General features: G+C 66.7%; 14 protein-coding genes. 12 read left to right on the top strand and 2 right to left on the bottom strand.

The annotated features are described in order from the left end of the window. Positions 1 to 16 precede the first annotated feature (16 nt). The 10 genes from CFB50_RS36745 (at position 17) to CFB50_RS36705 (ending at position 11732) form a co-directional block, all read left to right on the top strand. Positions 17 to 3160: a multidrug efflux RND transporter permease subunit gene (locus CFB50_RS36745; RefSeq protein WP_089449285.1), complete on the top strand. Its 3144-nt coding sequence runs from the start codon at positions 17 to 19 to the stop codon at positions 3158 to 3160. Positions 3161 to 3164: 4 nt separating this feature from the next. Then, complete coding sequence (locus CFB50_RS36740) at positions 3165 to 4607, top strand: efflux transporter outer membrane subunit (protein WP_089449284.1); 1443 nt, start codon at positions 3165 to 3167, stop codon at positions 4605 to 4607. Between the two features lie 112 nt (positions 4608 to 4719). Then, complete coding sequence (locus CFB50_RS36735; RefSeq protein ID WP_069250154.1) at positions 4720 to 5409, top strand: response regulator; 690 nt, start codon at positions 4720 to 4722, stop codon at positions 5407 to 5409. A 26-nt stretch (positions 5410 to 5435) separates the two neighbouring features. Next, positions 5436 to 5666 carry a hypothetical protein gene (locus tag CFB50_RS39775; RefSeq protein WP_174948332.1) on the top strand — a complete coding sequence of 77 codons (231 nt, stop codon included), beginning with the start codon at positions 5436 to 5438 and terminating at the stop codon, positions 5664 to 5666. Positions 5667 to 5788: 122 nt separating this feature from the next. Then, a complete protein-coding gene (locus CFB50_RS39770) occupies positions 5789 to 6301 on the top strand; it encodes a DUF3331 domain-containing protein (RefSeq protein ID WP_174948333.1) in 513 nt (170 codons plus the stop codon). Between the two features lie 138 nt (positions 6302 to 6439). Beyond that, positions 6440 to 8014 (top strand): Na+/H+ antiporter, encoded by a 1575-nt coding sequence (locus CFB50_RS36725; protein ID WP_089449282.1) that lies wholly within the window; start codon positions 6440 to 6442, stop codon positions 8012 to 8014. Positions 8015 to 8138: 124 nt separating this feature from the next. Next, the gene (locus tag CFB50_RS36720; RefSeq protein WP_089449281.1) at positions 8139 to 8786 is read left to right on the top strand and encodes a paraquat-inducible protein A; all 648 of its coding nucleotides are present in this window, start codon (positions 8139 to 8141) and stop codon (positions 8784 to 8786) included. Beyond that, a complete protein-coding gene (locus CFB50_RS36715) occupies positions 8783 to 9430 on the top strand; it encodes a paraquat-inducible protein A (RefSeq protein WP_089449280.1) in 648 nt (215 codons plus the stop codon). Before CFB50_RS36720 ends, CFB50_RS36715 begins: the two co-directional genes overlap by 4 nt. Then, entirely contained in the window at positions 9427 to 11094 is a 1668-nt protein-coding gene (locus CFB50_RS36710; protein WP_089449279.1) for a PqiB family protein, read from the top strand. The genes CFB50_RS36715 and CFB50_RS36710 overlap by 4 nt, the downstream gene beginning before the upstream one ends. Beyond that, complete coding sequence (locus tag CFB50_RS36705; RefSeq protein WP_089449278.1) at positions 11091 to 11732, top strand: PqiC family protein; 642 nt, start codon at positions 11091 to 11093, stop codon at positions 11730 to 11732. Before CFB50_RS36710 ends, CFB50_RS36705 begins: the two co-directional genes overlap by 4 nt. 87 nt (positions 11733 to 11819) lie before the next feature. On the opposite strand, the gene CFB50_RS36700 is transcribed toward CFB50_RS36705, so the two are convergent. Together CFB50_RS36700 and CFB50_RS36695 are read right to left on the bottom strand one after the other, a co-directional pair. Further along, complete coding sequence (locus CFB50_RS36700; protein WP_089449277.1) at positions 11820 to 12980, bottom strand: AraC family transcriptional regulator; 1161 nt, start codon at positions 12978 to 12980, stop codon at positions 11820 to 11822. Next, complete coding sequence (locus CFB50_RS36695; RefSeq protein WP_089449276.1) at positions 12980 to 14614, bottom strand: AMP-binding protein; 1635 nt, start codon at positions 14612 to 14614, stop codon at positions 12980 to 12982. The genes CFB50_RS36700 and CFB50_RS36695 overlap by 1 nt, the downstream gene beginning before the upstream one ends. A 146-nt stretch (positions 14615 to 14760) precedes the next feature. Here CFB50_RS36695 and CFB50_RS36690 point away from each other — a divergent pair, with 146 nt between their 5' ends. Then, positions 14761 to 15114 carry a hypothetical protein gene (locus tag CFB50_RS36690; protein ID WP_089449275.1) on the top strand — a complete coding sequence of 118 codons (354 nt, stop codon included), beginning with the start codon at positions 14761 to 14763 and terminating at the stop codon, positions 15112 to 15114. A gap of 52 nt (positions 15115 to 15166) precedes the next feature. Then, positions 15167 to 15916 (top strand): SGNH/GDSL hydrolase family protein, encoded by a 750-nt coding sequence (locus CFB50_RS36685; protein ID WP_174948336.1) that lies wholly within the window; start codon positions 15167 to 15169, stop codon positions 15914 to 15916. Positions 15917 to 16104 lie beyond the last annotated feature (188 nt).

Here is a 16104-nt window from a genome sequence, read left to right as displayed (position 1 = left end):
CGGGGAGCATCCAGTCATGTCCCAATTCTTCATCCGGCGCCCGGTCTTCGCGTGGGTGATCGCCCTCTTCATCATCCTGCTGGGCCTGATCGCCATCCCCGAACTGCCGGTTGCGCGCTATCCGTCGGTCGCGCCGCCGACCGTCACCATTACCGCCACCTACCCGGGCGCCACGCCGCAGACGATGACCGACAGCGTGCTGAGCCTCATCGAGCGCGAGCTGTCCGGCGTCCGCAACCTGCTGTACTTCGAATCGGCGTCGGATACGTCCGGCCAGGCGAAGATCACCGCGACCTTCAAGCCCGGTACCGATTCGGCGATGGCGCAGGTCGAGGTGCAGAACAAGCTCAAGTCGGTCGAGCCGCGCCTGCCGCCCGTCGTGCGGCAAAACGGCGTGATCGTCGAGTCTGCCTCCACGGGCTTCCTGTTGTTCGTCGGCCTGAAGTCGGACAGCGGCCGCTACGACGAAAACGCGCTGGCCGACTACATGGCGCGCAACGTCGTCGAGGACCTGCGCCGTGTCGAAGGCGTCGGCAAGGTGCAGCTGTTCGGCTCCGAGCAGGCAATGCGCATCTGGGTCGATCCGCAGAAGCTGATCACCTACGGCCTGTCGATGAACGACCTGACGACCGCCGTCAGCCAGCAGAACGTGCAGATCGCCCCGGGCAGCCTCGGTGCGGCGCCCGCGCTGCCGGGCCAGCGCGTCACCGTGCCGCTCACCGCGCAAGGCCAGCTCACGTCGCCCGAGCAGTTCGCGAAGATCGTGCTGCGCGCGAACGCGAACGGCTCGAAGGTCGTGCTCGGCGACGTCGCGCGGGTCGAACTGGGCCCGCAGTCGTTCACCTTCGTCAACAGCGAGAACGGCAAACCCGCGACCTTCGCCGGCGTGCAGCTGGCGCCGGGCGCCAACGCGGTGAAGACCGCCGAGGCCGTGCGCGAGCAACTGGACATGATCGCCAAGACGATGCCGTCCGGCATGACCTACTCGATCCCGTTCGACACCGCGCCGTTCGTGAAGATCTCGATCGAGAAGGTGATTCACACGCTGATCGAAGCGATGGTGCTCGTGTTCCTGGTGATGTACCTGTTCCTGCAGAACGTGCGCTACACGCTGATTCCGGCGATCGTCGCGCCGGTGGCGATGCTCGGCACCTTCACGGTCATGCTGATGACAGGCTTCTCGATCAACGTGCTGACGATGTTCGGCATGGTGCTCGCGATCGGCATCATCGTCGACGATGCAATCGTCGTCGTGGAGAACGTCGAACGCCTGATGGTGGAAGAAGGCCTGTCGCCGAAGGACGCGACGATCAAGGCCATGAAGGAAATCACCGGCGCCATCATCGGCATCACGCTGGTGCTGACGGCCGTGTTCCTGCCGATGGCGATGTCGAGCGGTTCGGTCGGCGTGATCTATCAGCAGTTCACGATGTCGATGGCCGTGTCGATCCTGTTCTCGGCCCTGCTCGCGCTGACGCTGACGCCGGCCCTGTGCGCGACGATGCTCAAGCCGATCGAGCATGGCCACCACGAGAAGCGCGGCTTCTTCGGCTGGTTCAACCGCCGCTTCGACCGCATGACGAGCTGGTACGAAACGCGCGTCGGCAAGCTGGTCGGCCGCACGGGCCGCGTGATGCTGCTGTTCGTCGCGATTTCCACCGCGCTGGTGTTCGGCTTCCGCATGCTGCCGTCGTCGTTCCTGCCCGAGGAAGACCAGGGCTACTTCATGACCGGCTTCCTGCTCCCGTCGGATTCGACCGTCGAGCGCACGGGCGACGTGGTCAAGACCCTCGAGAAGCATCTCGCATCGCGTCCGGGCATCGAGTCGAGCATCTCCATCATCGGCTACGGCTTCTCGGGCCTCGGCTCCAACGCGGCACTGAACTATGCGGTGCTCAAGGACTGGGACAAGCGTGAAGGGGCAAACGCGATGGACGAAGCGATGCGCGCGCAGGCCGCGATGGGCGGCGTGACGGAAGGCACGGTCATGAGCCTGTTGCCGCCCGCGATCGACGGGCTGGGCACCAGCTCGGGCTTCACGATGCGCCTGCAGGATCGTGCAAACCAGGGCTACGCGGCGCTCAAGGCGGCTGAAGCCAAGCTGCTCGAACTGGCCGCGCAAAGCAAGGTGGTGACCGGCGTCTATCCGGACAGCCTGCCGGCCGGCACGAGCGTGAAGCTGGATATCGACCGCGAGAAGGCCGAAGCGCTCGGCGTGTCGTTCACGACCATCAGCGACACGCTGTCGGCCGCGATGGGTTCGACCTACGTGAACGACTTCCCGAACGCGGGCCGCATGCAGCAGGTGATCATCCAGGCGGATGCGCCGGCCCGCATGCAGATCGAGAACGTGATGAAGCTCTACGTGCGCAACGCGACCGGCGGCATGGTGCCGCTGTCCGAAGTGGTGCGCCCGGTCTGGTCGGAAACCCCGCTGCAGCTGGTGCGCTTCCAGGGTTACCCGTCCGCCCGGATCTCCGGCGGCTCGGCCCCCGGCTACTCCAGCGGTGCGGCCATGGCCGAGATGGAGCATCTGGCCGCGCAGTTGCCGCCGGGCTTCACGGTGGCGTGGACCGGCCAGTCGCTGCAGGAGCGTGAGTCGGCTTCTCAGGCGCCGATGCTGATGGCGCTGTCGATGGTCGTCGTGTTCCTGGTGCTCGCGGCGCTCTACGAGAGCTGGACGATTCCGCTGTCGGTGATGCTGGTGGTGCCGCTCGGCCTGATCGGCGCACTCGGCGCGGTGATGCTGCGCGGGATGCCGAACGACGTGTTCTTCAAGGTCGGGATGATCACCGTGATCGGCCTGTCGGCGAAGAACGCGATCCTGATCGTGGAAGTCGCGAAGCAGTTGCGCGAGGAAGGCATGGGGCTGATCGAGTCGGCCGTGCAGGCATCCAGGCTGCGTCTGCGCCCGATCCTGATGACCTCGCTCGCGTTCGGCCTCGGCGTCGTCCCGCTGATGATCGCGACCGGCGCCAGCGCCGAAACGCAGCACGCGATCGGCACCGGCGTGTTCGGCGGCATGGTGACCGCCACCGTGCTGGCCATTTTCTTCGTTCCGGTTTTCTACGTGTTCGTGATGAGCATCCAGGAACGCATCTCGGCATGGCGCGCATCCGGCAAGAAGCCCGCCGCCGTGACCCACGAACATGAAGGTTGATGCCATGCGATTACTCATTCTCTCCGCAGCGGTTTCCGCCGCGCTCGCGCTGTCGGCGTGCTCGATGGCGCCGAAGCTGGTCAAGCCCGAGATGCCGGTGCCGACCGCCTATACGACCGCTGCCGCGGCCGACCAGCACGCGAACGCGGCCGATCTCGGCTGGCGCTCGATGTTCGGCGACCGTCGCCTGCAGCGCCTGATCGAGCTCGCGCTCGAGAACAACCGCGACCTGCGCCTGGCCGCGCTGAACGTCCAGGCTGCCGAAGCGCAGTACGGCATCCAGCGCTCCGCGCGCCTGCCGTCGATCGGCGCCGGCGCGAGCTTCACGCGCCAGCGCACGGCCGCCGACTCGCAATCGAACCCGCCGCTGCTCGAAAACACGCAGAACCAGTACGGCGTGAACATCGGCCTCAGCGCATTCGAGATCGACCTGTTCGGCCGCGTGAAGTCGCTGTCGGATGCGGCGTTCGCGCGCTACCTCGCGACCGATCACGGCCGCCGGGCGGTGCAGATCGCGCTCGTCGGCTCCGTGGCCAACGCGTATTTCGCCGAGCGTCTCGCGCAAGAGCAGCGCGCGCTGTCCGAACGCACGCTGAACGACTGGCGCCAGTCGCTCGACCTCGCGCGCCGCCTCAAGCTCGCCGACCAGGCGAGCGGCGTCGACATCGCGCAGGCCGAAGGCCAGGTCGCGAGCGCCAGCGCCGATCTCGAGGCGCGTTCGCGCGCCGTCGAGCAGGCGGGCAACGCGCTGCGGCGGCTGGTCGGCACCGACCTGCCGAAGAACCTGCCCGATCCGCTGTCGCTGGAACGCCAGCCGGTGATGACCCAACTGCCGGCCGGACTGCCGTCGGAACTGCTGTACCGCCGGCCGGACATCCAGCAGGCCGAGCAGAATCTCGTCGCCGCCAACGCCGACATCGGCGCGGCGCGCGCGGCATTCTTCCCGCGCCTGTCGCTGACGTCGTCGATCGGCTTCCTCAGCCCGGGGCTGGGCAGCCTGTTCGATGGCGGCCAGCGTGTGTGGAGTTTCGCGCCGCAGGTCACGCTGCCGATCTTCCAGGGCGGCCGGCTGCGTTCCGAGCTGAATCTCGCGGAAGTGCGCAAGTCCAGCGCGGTCGTCGAGTACGAACGCTCGATCCAGACCGCGTTCCGCGAAGTGGCCGACGGCCTCGCCGGGCGCGAGACCTTCAGCCGCCAGATCGACGCGCAGACCAAGGTCGTCAAGAGCGCCGAGCGCCGTACCGATCTCGTGAACCTGCGCTATCGCGCCGGCATCGAGGATCGGCTGGAACTGCTCGACTCGCAGCGACAGCTGTATGCCGCGCGCCAGACGTTGCTGGATCTGCGCAACGCCGAACTGGGCAACGCGGTCGCGCTCTACAAGGCGCTCGGTGGCGGGCTGACCGACACCGACGTGCCTCCCGCCAACAGCGTGGCAAAAAACTGAGCAATGGGCCGTCGCCCATCCGTTCGCGACGACTGAAAGCACGGTGAAGTCCGGCGGCGCACGTGCCGCGCCGCCGGACCGCCCAAGGTCACGCTCACTTCCAGTGGACCCGATGAACCCTCTGATACTCATTGCCGAAGACGATCCGGAGATCGCCGACATACTCGACGCGTACCTCGCGCACGACGGCTTTCGCACCTACCGCGTCGATCACGGCCAGGCCGTGCTCGACGTGCAGCCCGTGCTGAAGCCCGACCTGATCCTGCTCGACGTCAGGATGCCGAAGAAGGACGGCTGGGAAGTCCTGGTCGAACTGCGCCGCCGCAGCGACACGCCGATCGTCATCATCACGGCGCTCGACCGCGAGATCGATCGCTTGCAGGGGCTGCGCTTCGGCGCGGACGACTACATCACGAAGCCGTTCAATCCGGCCGAGGTGGTCGCGCGCATCCGCGCGATCCTGCGTCGTTTCGAAACGGCCACGTCCGGCCGCTTCCTCAAGGTCGGCAACATTGAAATCGACACGCAAAGCTACCTGACCACGGTCCGTACCGACACCGGAGAAACCGGCGTCTCTCTGACGCTGACCGAATTCCGGCTGCTCGCGCACCTGGCCGGCTCGCCGAACCGCGTATTCACGCGCAGCGAACTGATCGACGCCTGCCTCGCCGACGTCGATGCGCTGGAGCGCACCGTCGACAGCCACATCAGCCGGCTGCGCAAGAAGCTCGAATGCGCGGGCGCGTCCGGGATGCCGGAGGTGATGCGCGGGGTCGGCTACCGGCTGCGCAGCACCCAGTGAATGCGCGCCATGGATCGCGGCGGCACGTGGCGAGGATCGTCGGACTCCTGACGGTCTCTGTCGTGCTGACGATCGCGACCGGATGGTTCGTCGCCTACGGCCTGATCCTGGCCGTTTCGTCTCCTGCGACCGACAACCCGATCGCGGTGGTGATCCAGGAGACGCCGAGCTATCTGATGCTGGCGGCCGTATTGCTGGCCGCGCTGGTCGCGACGATCGTCGATCTCGTCAGACTGGCGCGCGCAACGGGTTCATAGCAACAGGCCGACGCTCATTGCACGCCGGTGGCCACGCTGCGATTCCCTTGTTTTCGAATCGTTATCGGAACAACGCCTTTTCCAGAGATCTGATCAACCGCATGCGCGCAGCGAGGGTCGAAATGAGCAATCAGGGCAATGTCGCTTCGTCGATCGATGGCGATTCTCGCGAACGGGAAAGCAGCGACGATTCACTGATCGGCCGCGCGACGTTGATTCCGATCGGCGTAATCGAACCGGAGGAACGCTGGCGCCACATGATGCACTCACTCAACGCATGCAGCGACGGCGCGCGCATCAACCGGCAGCGCAAGGATGGCGCACTTGATTCACGCAGAAAAATGACTTCGGGCGATCGATCGCGGTGCAGCGCGACGATCGATATTCTGGATCAACCGACGTCCAGCACGCTGGTGCTTTCGTGGCGGGATTCAACGGGTGGACATTATGGCTATCAAAACTGGCAGAAGGGATTTGCCAGGCGGCCAGGGTTATGCGCGATGAGCGGGATGCGCATCACGCCGGGCGACGAGATTTTTCGGCCGAGCGTACGACATGGCCGACCGACCAACGCGTCCGCGATGATTCTCGCGATTCACATTGCCTGCATCGACTTTGCCCTGATCACGACATAGCAGTGGCGCCCTTCCAACGCCCAGCCGGGCGCCGACGCCGTCCGGCTCCTGGAAACCGGGCCGCTCATTGCGCCTTCCGTCCGGCTGAAGCGCTCATGGGCAACGCACCACCGAAGCGCTGACAACAGAACCCTCACCATGGCTATTTTCGAATTGATGATCGCGCTGCTGCTGGCGATCCTTGTCTTGCACTATGTCGGGCATAAGCTCGGCCTCCCCCCTGCCGTCGCACTGATCATCGGCGGCGGTTTCATCGCCTTTCTGCCCGGCCTGCCCGAGGTGCATATCGATCCGGAACTGGTGCTGGTGATTTTCCTGCCCCCGTTGCTGATGGACAGCGCCCTTGGCATTTCACTCGACCATCTGCGCCGGCACATGCTGGGCGTCGGGGCGTTGGCGATCGGTGCGGTGCTCTTCACCACGGTCGTGGTGGCCCTCGTCACCCACTGGCTCGTGCCCGCCCTGCCCTGGGCGGCCTGCGCGGCCCTGGGCGCGCTGGTCGCGCCGCCGGATGCGGTGTCGGCCCGCGCCGCGCTGCAGCAGGTGAAACTGCCGCGCCGCCTCCTGATCCTGCTGGAAGGCGAGAGCCTGTTCAACGACGCAACGGGCCTCGTGCTGTTCCGCTTCGCGGTGGCAGCGGGCGTGACGGGCCTGTTCAGTCCGGCCGAAGCGCTCGGCAGCTTCGCACTGCTGGCGCTGGGCGGCGTACTGGTCGGCGCTTTCGTGGGGGGCGCCTGGGTGATCCTGATGCGCCATCTCGACGAAGACAGCCTGGTCATCGCCGCCAGCCCGCTGTGTGCGTGGGGCTCCTATCTGCTGGCCGAGCGCTTCCATGTGTCGGGGGTGATCGCCACGGTGACGACGGGCCTCATCTGCGCCTGGTTCCAGCACCGCGTACTCGGCGCGTCGGCGCGCCTGTACGGCACGGGCTTCTGGACCGTCACGATCTTCATTCTCGAAGCGTTCGTCTTCCTGATCATCGGATCCTCGCTGCACGAGTTGATCCAGCGGGGCGACGGGCTCGACACGATGCTGGCGGAGATGGGCGTACCGGTGCTGATCGTCGTGCTGTCCGTCATCCTCGCACGGTTTGCCTGGGTGTATGTGTCGGACGGCGCGCTCATCCTGTTACGGAAGTTGGGCGTGACGCGCTTCCATCCGCTCGGGCTGGCCGACGCCACGGTATTGAGCTGGGCCGGCATGCGAGGGGTGATCACCCTGGCGCTCGCCGCCAGCCTGCCGGAGAGCTTTCCGGGGCGCGATTTCATCCTCGTCACCGCCATCGCCGTCATCCTCGCCACCGTGCTGGTGCAGGGGCAGTCGCTCGGTGCCGTGATCCGCTGGACCGGGCTCGCGGCGCCGGAAAGCGACAAGCCTCGCCTGAGCATGAGCGAGGCGGAGGCCGTGATCGCCAAGGTGCAGTATGAGTTGATGGCAAAACGGGCCTACAACGCGGCGGGCGAACTCGTTCACCCGATGCTCCTGGACATTCACCGGCACAAGGCCGAGGACATGGCCCGCTACGCGCGCCACGCCGACGAATACAAGCCCCACCTCGATGCGCGTTCGGACACCGTGCTGGAATTGATCGCGGCGGGACGGGCCGAGCTCATGCGCCTCTACCGCGCCGGCGACATCGACGAGCACACGCTGCACGAACTGACGCGCGACCTCGATCTCGAGGAACTCCGCGCCATTTCCGCCAAGGCGTGAGGCGATCGCCATCGATGGAGATGCAACGCGTTCAAGCGAATCCCGGCTCCATCGTTTCTCCATCAAACCGCACAAAAGCGTCCATCGACGCCAAGCACACTGCGAAGCCATTCATCGAGCACCCATGCGCAAGCAACACGAACCCATGGACACGTTTCCGGCCCTGATCGCCTGCGAGCATTGCGACAGCGTCTACCGACGCCGCGCGCTGGCGCCGCACGAGGTCGCGCGTTGCGAGCGCTGTTCCGCCGTGCTGTTTCGCTCGAGCTGGCTCGACGTCGACCGGTGGCTCGCGCTGGCGCTTGCGGCGGGCGTGGTGTTTGCCATCGCCAACCTCTGCCCGATCATGCGGATCAGCGTGCAGGGGCTGCACAGCGAAGCCACGCTGTGGCAATCCGCGCTCGCGCTGGCCAAGGGCTTCGCCGCGCCGATCGCGATTCCGACGGCGCTCGCCATCGTGGTGGTGCCGTTCCTGCAGATCGCCACGCTGATCTGGTTGCTGGCCTTCGCCCGTGCAGGGCATCGCGCACCCGCGTTCGGCCCGCTGATGCGGCTGCTCGTCGCGCTGCGACCGTGGAGCATGATCGAGGTCGGGTTGCTCGGCATCCTGATCGCCATCATCAAGCTGTCCAGCATCATGCAGATCATTCCCGGCGCGGGCTTGTGGGCCACGGCCGTGCTGATGGTGCTGATTCCGCTGATCGCGGGCCACGACACGCGCCAGCTGTGGGACTGGGTCGTACCGGTGGAACCCGCCGGAGGCCGCCCGTGAGCCTGCCCGTGCGCGCCAGCCAGCTGGGCATGGTCGGATGCCATGCGTGCGGTCTCGTCTGCCGGACCCACGCCTCCTCCGCGCAGGATGCGCACGCGCATGCCGCCGACGCGCAACACTGCCCGCGGTGCGGGTCGGCGCTGCACGCGCGTCGCCCGGACAGCCTCGTGCGCGCATGGGCGCTCCTGATCGCCAGCCTGATCTTCTACATCCCGGCCAACCTGTTGCCGGTGATGCGCACCACGCTGCTCGGCAGCCACAGCGAATCGACGATTCTCAGCGGCGTCGTGGTGTTCTGGAAAGCCGGCTCATACGGCATCGCGTCGGTGATCTTCATCGCGAGCGTCGTCGTGCCGTGCACGAAGTTTCTCGCGCTCGGCGCGTTGCTCGTCACAACGGGCCGGCGCAGCGTGTCGGCCATGCGCGAGCGGGCCGTGCTGTATCGCGCGGTCGAGCTGGTCGGCTACTGGTCGATGCTCGACGTGCTGGTCGTCGCGATCATCTGTGCGCTGGTGAAGTTCGGTCCGCTGTCCGAGATCGAGCCGCGCGCCGGCATTTTGTTTTTCGGCATGGTCGTCATTCTCACGATGCTGTCCGCGATGAGTTTTGACCCACGCCTCATTTGGGACGCCGAAGAAGCATGAATCCTCCATCCGGCCCGCAAGGCCTCGAACCCCACGACCCGCCCGTGACGCGCAACCGCCTGCGGCTTTCGCTCGTCTGGCTCGTGCCGCTCGTCGCGGCATTGATCGGCCTGTCGATGGTGATCCACGCGTGGTTGTCCGTCGGACCGGAAATCACGATCACGTTCAACACCGCGCAAGGCCTCGAAGCCGGCAAGACGCCCGTCAAGTACAAGGACGTCGTGATCGGCACCGTGACCGCCATCTCGCTGAGCGACGACAGTTCGCACGTCGTCGCGACCGTGTCGTTCGTGAAGAATGCGCGCAACCTCATTCGCGACGACACGCGCTTCTGGGTCGTGCGGCCGCGCGTCGGCATGAGCGGCGTATCGGGCATCGATACGCTGTTCTCCGGCGCCTATATCGGCATGGACACGGGCCGCTCGGACCAGTCTCGGAAGGCCTACACCGGGCTCGAGACGCCGCCCACCGTCATCAACGGCACGCCGGGGACGAGCTACGCGCTGCGCGCCACCGATCTCGGCTCGCTCGATATCGGCTCGCCGGTCTATTACCGCCACCTGATGGTCGGTCATGTCGCGTCGTACAAGCTCGACATGCAGAGCCGCGACATGCACCTGCAGGTGTTCATCGATGCGCCGTACGATCGTCTGGTGACGACCGATACGCGCTTCTGGAACGCGAGCGGGATGGATCTGTCGCTCGACGCGAACGGCCTGAAGCTGAAGACCCAGTCGGTCGCGACGATCGTGGGCGGCGGCATCGCGTTCGCGACGCCGGAAGACAGCAGCGCGACCGCCACCCCTGCCGGCAACCTGTTTACGCTCGCCGACAATGAAGCTTCCGCGATGGCTGCGCCGGACGGGCCATCCCAACTCATTCGACTCCGTTTCGAGCAGCCGTTGCGCGGGCTCGCAGTCGGGGCGCCGGTGGAATTCTCCGGCATCAACATGGGCAAGGTGGTATCGACCCAGCTCGACTTCGACCGTGCGACCCGGCGCTTCCAGTCCATCGTGATGGTGAAGGTCTATCCGTATCGGCTCGGCCCCGTCATCGAGAAGCTGCAGAAGACCGAAGGCAACGGCAATCCGCGCGCGGCCCAGTTTCTCGCGGGCCTGGTCGAGCACGGGCTCCGTGCGCAGGCGCGTACCGGCAACCTGCTGACCGAGCAGCTCTACATTTCGTTCGATTTCGTGAAGAACGCGCCGAAGGTGCCGTTTGATGCGAACGCCACGCCGCTGACCTTGCCCACCGTGGCGAGTACGTTCGACAAGCTGCCGGAGCAAGTCGCCGACATCGTCGACAAGATCAACAAGTTGCCGCTGGATTCGATCGGCAAGCATGTCGATTCGAGCCTGACCAACCTGGACGCGACGCTCAGGCAGGTCAACGGCCAGTTGCTGCCGTCGACGACGCGCGCGCTCGACCAGGCGAACCAGACGTTCGGCGCGTTGCGCCAGGGCATCGCCGAGGACGGCCCGCTTCAGGAAAACCTGGCGAACACGCTGACCGAAGTCCAGCGTACCGCGCGCTCGTTGCGCACGCTCACCGACATGCTGGGCCGCCGTCCCGACGCGCTGCTCCGGGGCACCGGCGCCGATCATGCGCCGATCGCGCCTGTCGCCCCTTCCACCCCTGTCCAGCAGGAGCCACGACAACCATGAGCTTCCCGATTCGCGCCAGGACGATCGCCCTGGGCGCCGGCGCCGTCATCGCGCTGACCGCCTGCGCGTCGAACCCGGTGCATTACTACACGCTGGTCTCTCCGGGCACGTCCACATCCACGACGGCGCCGGCGACAACCGCGCGCGCCGCTGCGCCGCTGGCGATCAACGTGCTGCCGGTCGGCATCCCCGCCCAGCTCGACCAGCAGCAGATGGTCGTGCGCAGCGGGACGGGCACCGCGCTGATACTCGACAACGAACGCTGGGTCGCGCCGCTCGGCGACGAGCTGCGCGCGGCGCTTTCGTCGGCGCTCGTCGAGCAGCTGGGCGCGCGCAACGTCACCGGCCTGCCGCGTCCGTCGAACCAGACCGTCATGAGCATCCGCACGCAGGTGCGCCGCTTCGATGCGTGGCCCGGGAGCATGGCCCGGTTCGAAGCCGATTGGGTCGTCGCCGTGCAGCAGGACACGCCGGGCACGCGCATTTCGTGCAGCACGCGGCTCAGCGAAGCCGCACCCGGAGGCTACGCGGACATGGTGCGTGTGCAACAGCGCATGATCGAGCAGTTCGCCACGCGGATCGCGAGCACGGTGCGCAGCTTCGGCGACGGGCGTCCTGCCTGTCCCGCCGATTCGTAAACCGTCCCGGCCTGGGGAGCCGTCCATGGGAGCGCGCGAAGGTATCCGGTTATGGGAACCGGCTACCTTGACGCCTGACGCGCCCTGTTACGCGCGCCGCCGGTAAGTGCCCGGCGTACTCCCTGTCCAGTGCCGGAACGCGCGATGGAACGCGCTCGGATCATCGAAGCCGATGTCGGCGCCGATCGCCGCGATCGTGTCGGGCGTGTCGGTCAGCCGCTGGATCGCGATGTCGCGCCGCAGTTCGTCCTTGAGCACCTGGAACGTCGTGCCTTCGGCGGCCAGGTGGCGGCTCAGCGTGCGCACCGAGCAATGCAGGTGCTCGGCCGCCTGGTCGATCACCGGCAGGTCGGGCAACGCTGCCGACAGGTACTGCCGCACGCGATGGCACACGAGCTGTTCGCTGAACGATTCGAAGATCCAGTCGCCCGGTGCGCGCGCGAGGAACTTGCGCAGGTTGCGCTTGCTCTGCCGGATCGGCGCGTCGAGGTAGTCCGCGCTGAAGCGCATCAGCGTGCGCTCGCAGTCGAACTGCACGGCGCCCGTGAAGAAGTACAGGTGCTCGACCGCGTGGCGCGGCCGCGGGCACGCGAACTCGATCTGCAGCAGCGGGATCTTCTGCCCGATCAGCCAGGAGCACACGCCGTGCACGAGCTTGAGCATCAGTTCCTGGCCAAGCGCGCCGATCGGGCCGATGGCGTCGTTCGGGCGCAGCACCACCTGCGCGACGAGACCGTCGCGCTTCGATTCGACGAAGAAATCGTCGAGCAGGATATGGAAGAATTGCCCGAAACGATGCAGCGCCGTTTCGAGGTTGCGCGCATCGAGCAGGCTCAGGCACAGGTACTTCAGCGTGCCGCCGCGCAGCGGGCGCGAGAAAATGCCGGGCATCTCGTCGTCGAGTTCGATCGCGAGCGTGCGGTACAGCGTCGAGAACTGTTCCTCCGTCACGCGCGCATGCGGTTCGCCGAGCAGCTCGATCGGGATGCCAGCCCCGCCCAGGTAGCGCTCGACCACGTCGCGCTGCACGCCCGCGCTTGCGAGAAAGCCGTTGACGAGCGAGATCGGCACCGTCGCGCTCGGCGACGGCAGCGCACGCCCGGGTGCGGGCCCGGGCTGGGCGGAAAGTGAATCTGAACCGGTCATCGCGTCCCCGTCGATCGAACCGCTCGCATTGTACTTGAGCGGCCCGCGCGGAGCCTTCCTGGCCATCGGCGCGCCGGGCGCCGCGCGGCCCGCCGACGCCATCAGTCGGTGCGGCTGAGTTCCCGGCGCAGGATCTTGCCGACGGTCGACTTCGGCAGCCGGTCGACGAAGCGAATCAGCTTCGGCACCTTGTAGGCCGCGAGGCTCTCGCGGCAATGCGCGACGAGTTGCTCCTCCGTCACGTCGGCGTCCTGCGCCAGCACCACGAACAGTTTCACGGCCTCGCCCGTGCGCGCATCCGGCACGCCGATGCACGCGCACTCGGCCACGCCCGGCACGGCGGTCGCGACGGCTTCCACCTCGTTCGGGTACACGTTGAAGCCCGACACGATGATCATGTCCTTCTTGCGGTCGACGATCCGCAGGAAACCGGCTTCGTCGAACACGCCGACGTCGCCGGTGCGGAAATAGCCGTCGACCGTGAACGCGGCCGCATTCGCGTCCGGCTTCTGCCAGTAGCCGCCCATCACCTGCGGCCCCTTCACGCAGATCTCGCCCGCGCCGCCGATCACCACCTCGTTGTCCTGGTCGTCGAGCAGCTTCACGTCGGTCGACGGCAGCGGCAGGCCCGTGGTGCCCGTGAACGAGTCGATCGACTGCGGGTTGAACGACACGACCGGCGACGTTTCCGACAGCCCATAGCCCTCGCGGATGAAGTTGCCCGTCACCGCCTTCCAGCGCGACGAGATCACGTCGATCACGGCCGCGCCGCCGCCGGCCGACAGCTTCAGCCGCGACCAGTCGACTTCCGTCAGGCGCGGATGGCCGGCGAGCCCCGCGTACAGCGTGTTCACGCCGACGAACACCGTGGGCCGCGCGGCCTTCAACACGTCGATGAAGCCGTCCATGTCGCGCGGGTTCGCGATCAGCCAGTTCTGCGCGCCGATCGCGAAGTAGGACAGGAAGTTCACCGTCAGCGCGAAGATGTGATACATCGGGATCGCCGTGACGACGACCTCCTCGCCCGGCTCGCGCGCGGCCGGCACGATCGCCCCGAACTGCTCGATGTTCGCGACGAGGTTGCGGTGCGACAGCGCCGCGCCCTTCGACAGGCCGGTCGTGCCGCCCGTGTACTGCAGCAGCAGCAGGTCCGCGCCGCCCAGCGCAACCGGTTCGAACGCGAGCGATTCGCCGGCGGCAATGGCGTCCGCGAGCGCGATCGACCCGGGCGGCAGCGCGTCGCATGTACCGGCCGGCGCATCGACGACACCGAGATCGCCGCGCCCGACGCTCAGCACGGTGCGCACGCGCGTGCCGCCGACCACTTCGGCGAACGTGCCCATCGACCCGCCGCACACCACGGCGACCTCGACGCCGGCGTCGTTGAGCTGATGCTCGAGCTCGCGCGCCGTGTAGAGCGGGTTCACGTTGACCTGGATCGCGCCGATCTTCGCGACCGCGACGAACGCGACCGGAAACGCGAGCACGTTGGGCAGCATCACGGCGACGCGATCGCCCTTGCGGACGCCCACGACCTGCTGCAGATAGGCGGCCAGCGCGGTCGACAGGCGGTCGACGTCGGCATAGGTCAGCGTACGGCCATACGAGTGGAACGCCGGGCGATCGGCGAATCGGCGCATCGCGTCGTCCAGCAGCGCGCTTACGGAAGGATGGCGATCGGGATCGATCTCGGCGGGAATCGGGCCATACGACCCGAGCCAGTGTCTCTTGCTCATATAGGTATCCTTGTGCGGCCGCACACGTCGCCCGGGCGGGCGAAGGCAGCCAGTCGAGCGCTGACTATCGCCCGGCTGCCGTACTTTGCAAATGATCGGCGCGGCCGCAAAGATGATCGAAACGGACATGCGGGGCGCTCGCGCGCTTGCCGCGCAGGGCGCAACGCCCTGCCGCGTATCGCGATCACTTCGTTCGTGGCACATCCTGGCGATGGGTTTTCGATGCAAAGCGCGTACGGCTCGAACGGCGACACCGGAATGCGTGGCGTTGGGACCAGATAGCGCCGGCGCGACTGATCCGTGGCTTCGATCGGCCGATACTGTCGATTCATGACGAGGACGAGGACGACGACGAGGTGCCGTTCCGACAGGCGCAGGAACGCCATTCGAACCACATCGACGCAAGACTTCTCTCGACATGGAAACCGGGCCACCGGAAGATCTCGCGCGACAAGACCGGGATTGCGGCCACGCTGGCCTTTCTGAACGAACTCGCGTAGCCTCGTCGCGCTTCTTCACTGCGGAAGCGCATCACCTCGATCTTATTGCTCTATGTTGACGCTATATAAATACGCGCTTGGTCCGATCCTGCTGCTTCAGGCGAGCTGGTTGCGCCGAACCGCGCTGCGCCTGCCCGAGGCCAACGGTCCCCGCGAGGGGGCCGAGGGCGCGGATGATGGCTCGACGGCGCCCTTGCGCATTCTGGTGGTCGGCGATTCGTCGGCGGCAGGCGTGGGCGTGGACGAGCAGGAGCATGCACTGGCGCAGCCGGTTGCACGGCTCCTGGCACGCGCCACGGGCCGGCGGGTCGAATGGCAACTGATCGCGAAGTCCGGCGTCAATACGGATGAGGCGTTGAAGCTGTTGACAGGCAGCAAGATCGGGCCGGCCGATTATCTCGTCACGGCGCTCGGCACGAACGACGTCACGTCACAGCGCAAGCCGGGGCAGTTCATCCGCGACTATATCGCGCTCGCGGATCATCTCGGACTGCACACCGGCGCCGCCGGCATCGTCGTGACAGGGTTGCCGCCATTGCGCATCCTGCCGGCCGCACCGCATCCGCTGCGGTGGTACCTCGGCCGCTACGCCGTTCGACTCGATCGGGCCTTGCAGCGCTGGGCCGGCCTCCATCCCGCGCGACGCTACGTGTCGCTCGAGTGGGCCGCGAATCCCGCCGAGATGGCAATCGATCGGTACCATCCCGGGCCGAATCAATATCGTCGATGGGCTGAACTCGTCACCGAGAAAATTCTGACGTTGCTCGGCGAGACGAACGCGCCTTTACACGCGGGAAATTAGTCGACATCGGCCCGTACGGATCGCCGGAGGGCGATTCAGTCACGTTGCCCGATTGCGTGGCCCCGCCAGGTGGTCGGACCACTGCCGGCGGCGGCCGCACTCAGGGTGAACCCTGTGGCGACCCGGCGCATTCAGAGGCAGAATCGCGTACCCGGAACCGGTATCGAACCGGACTCAAGACTCAGGAT

Source organism: Burkholderia sp. AU33423, from assembly GCF_002223135.1.
GTDB classification, from domain to species: Bacteria; Pseudomonadota; Gammaproteobacteria; order Burkholderiales; family Burkholderiaceae; genus Burkholderia; species Burkholderia lata_D.
The sequence above is the reverse complement of the archived record's forward strand: the minus strand, read 5'-3'. Positions and strand labels throughout refer to the sequence as shown.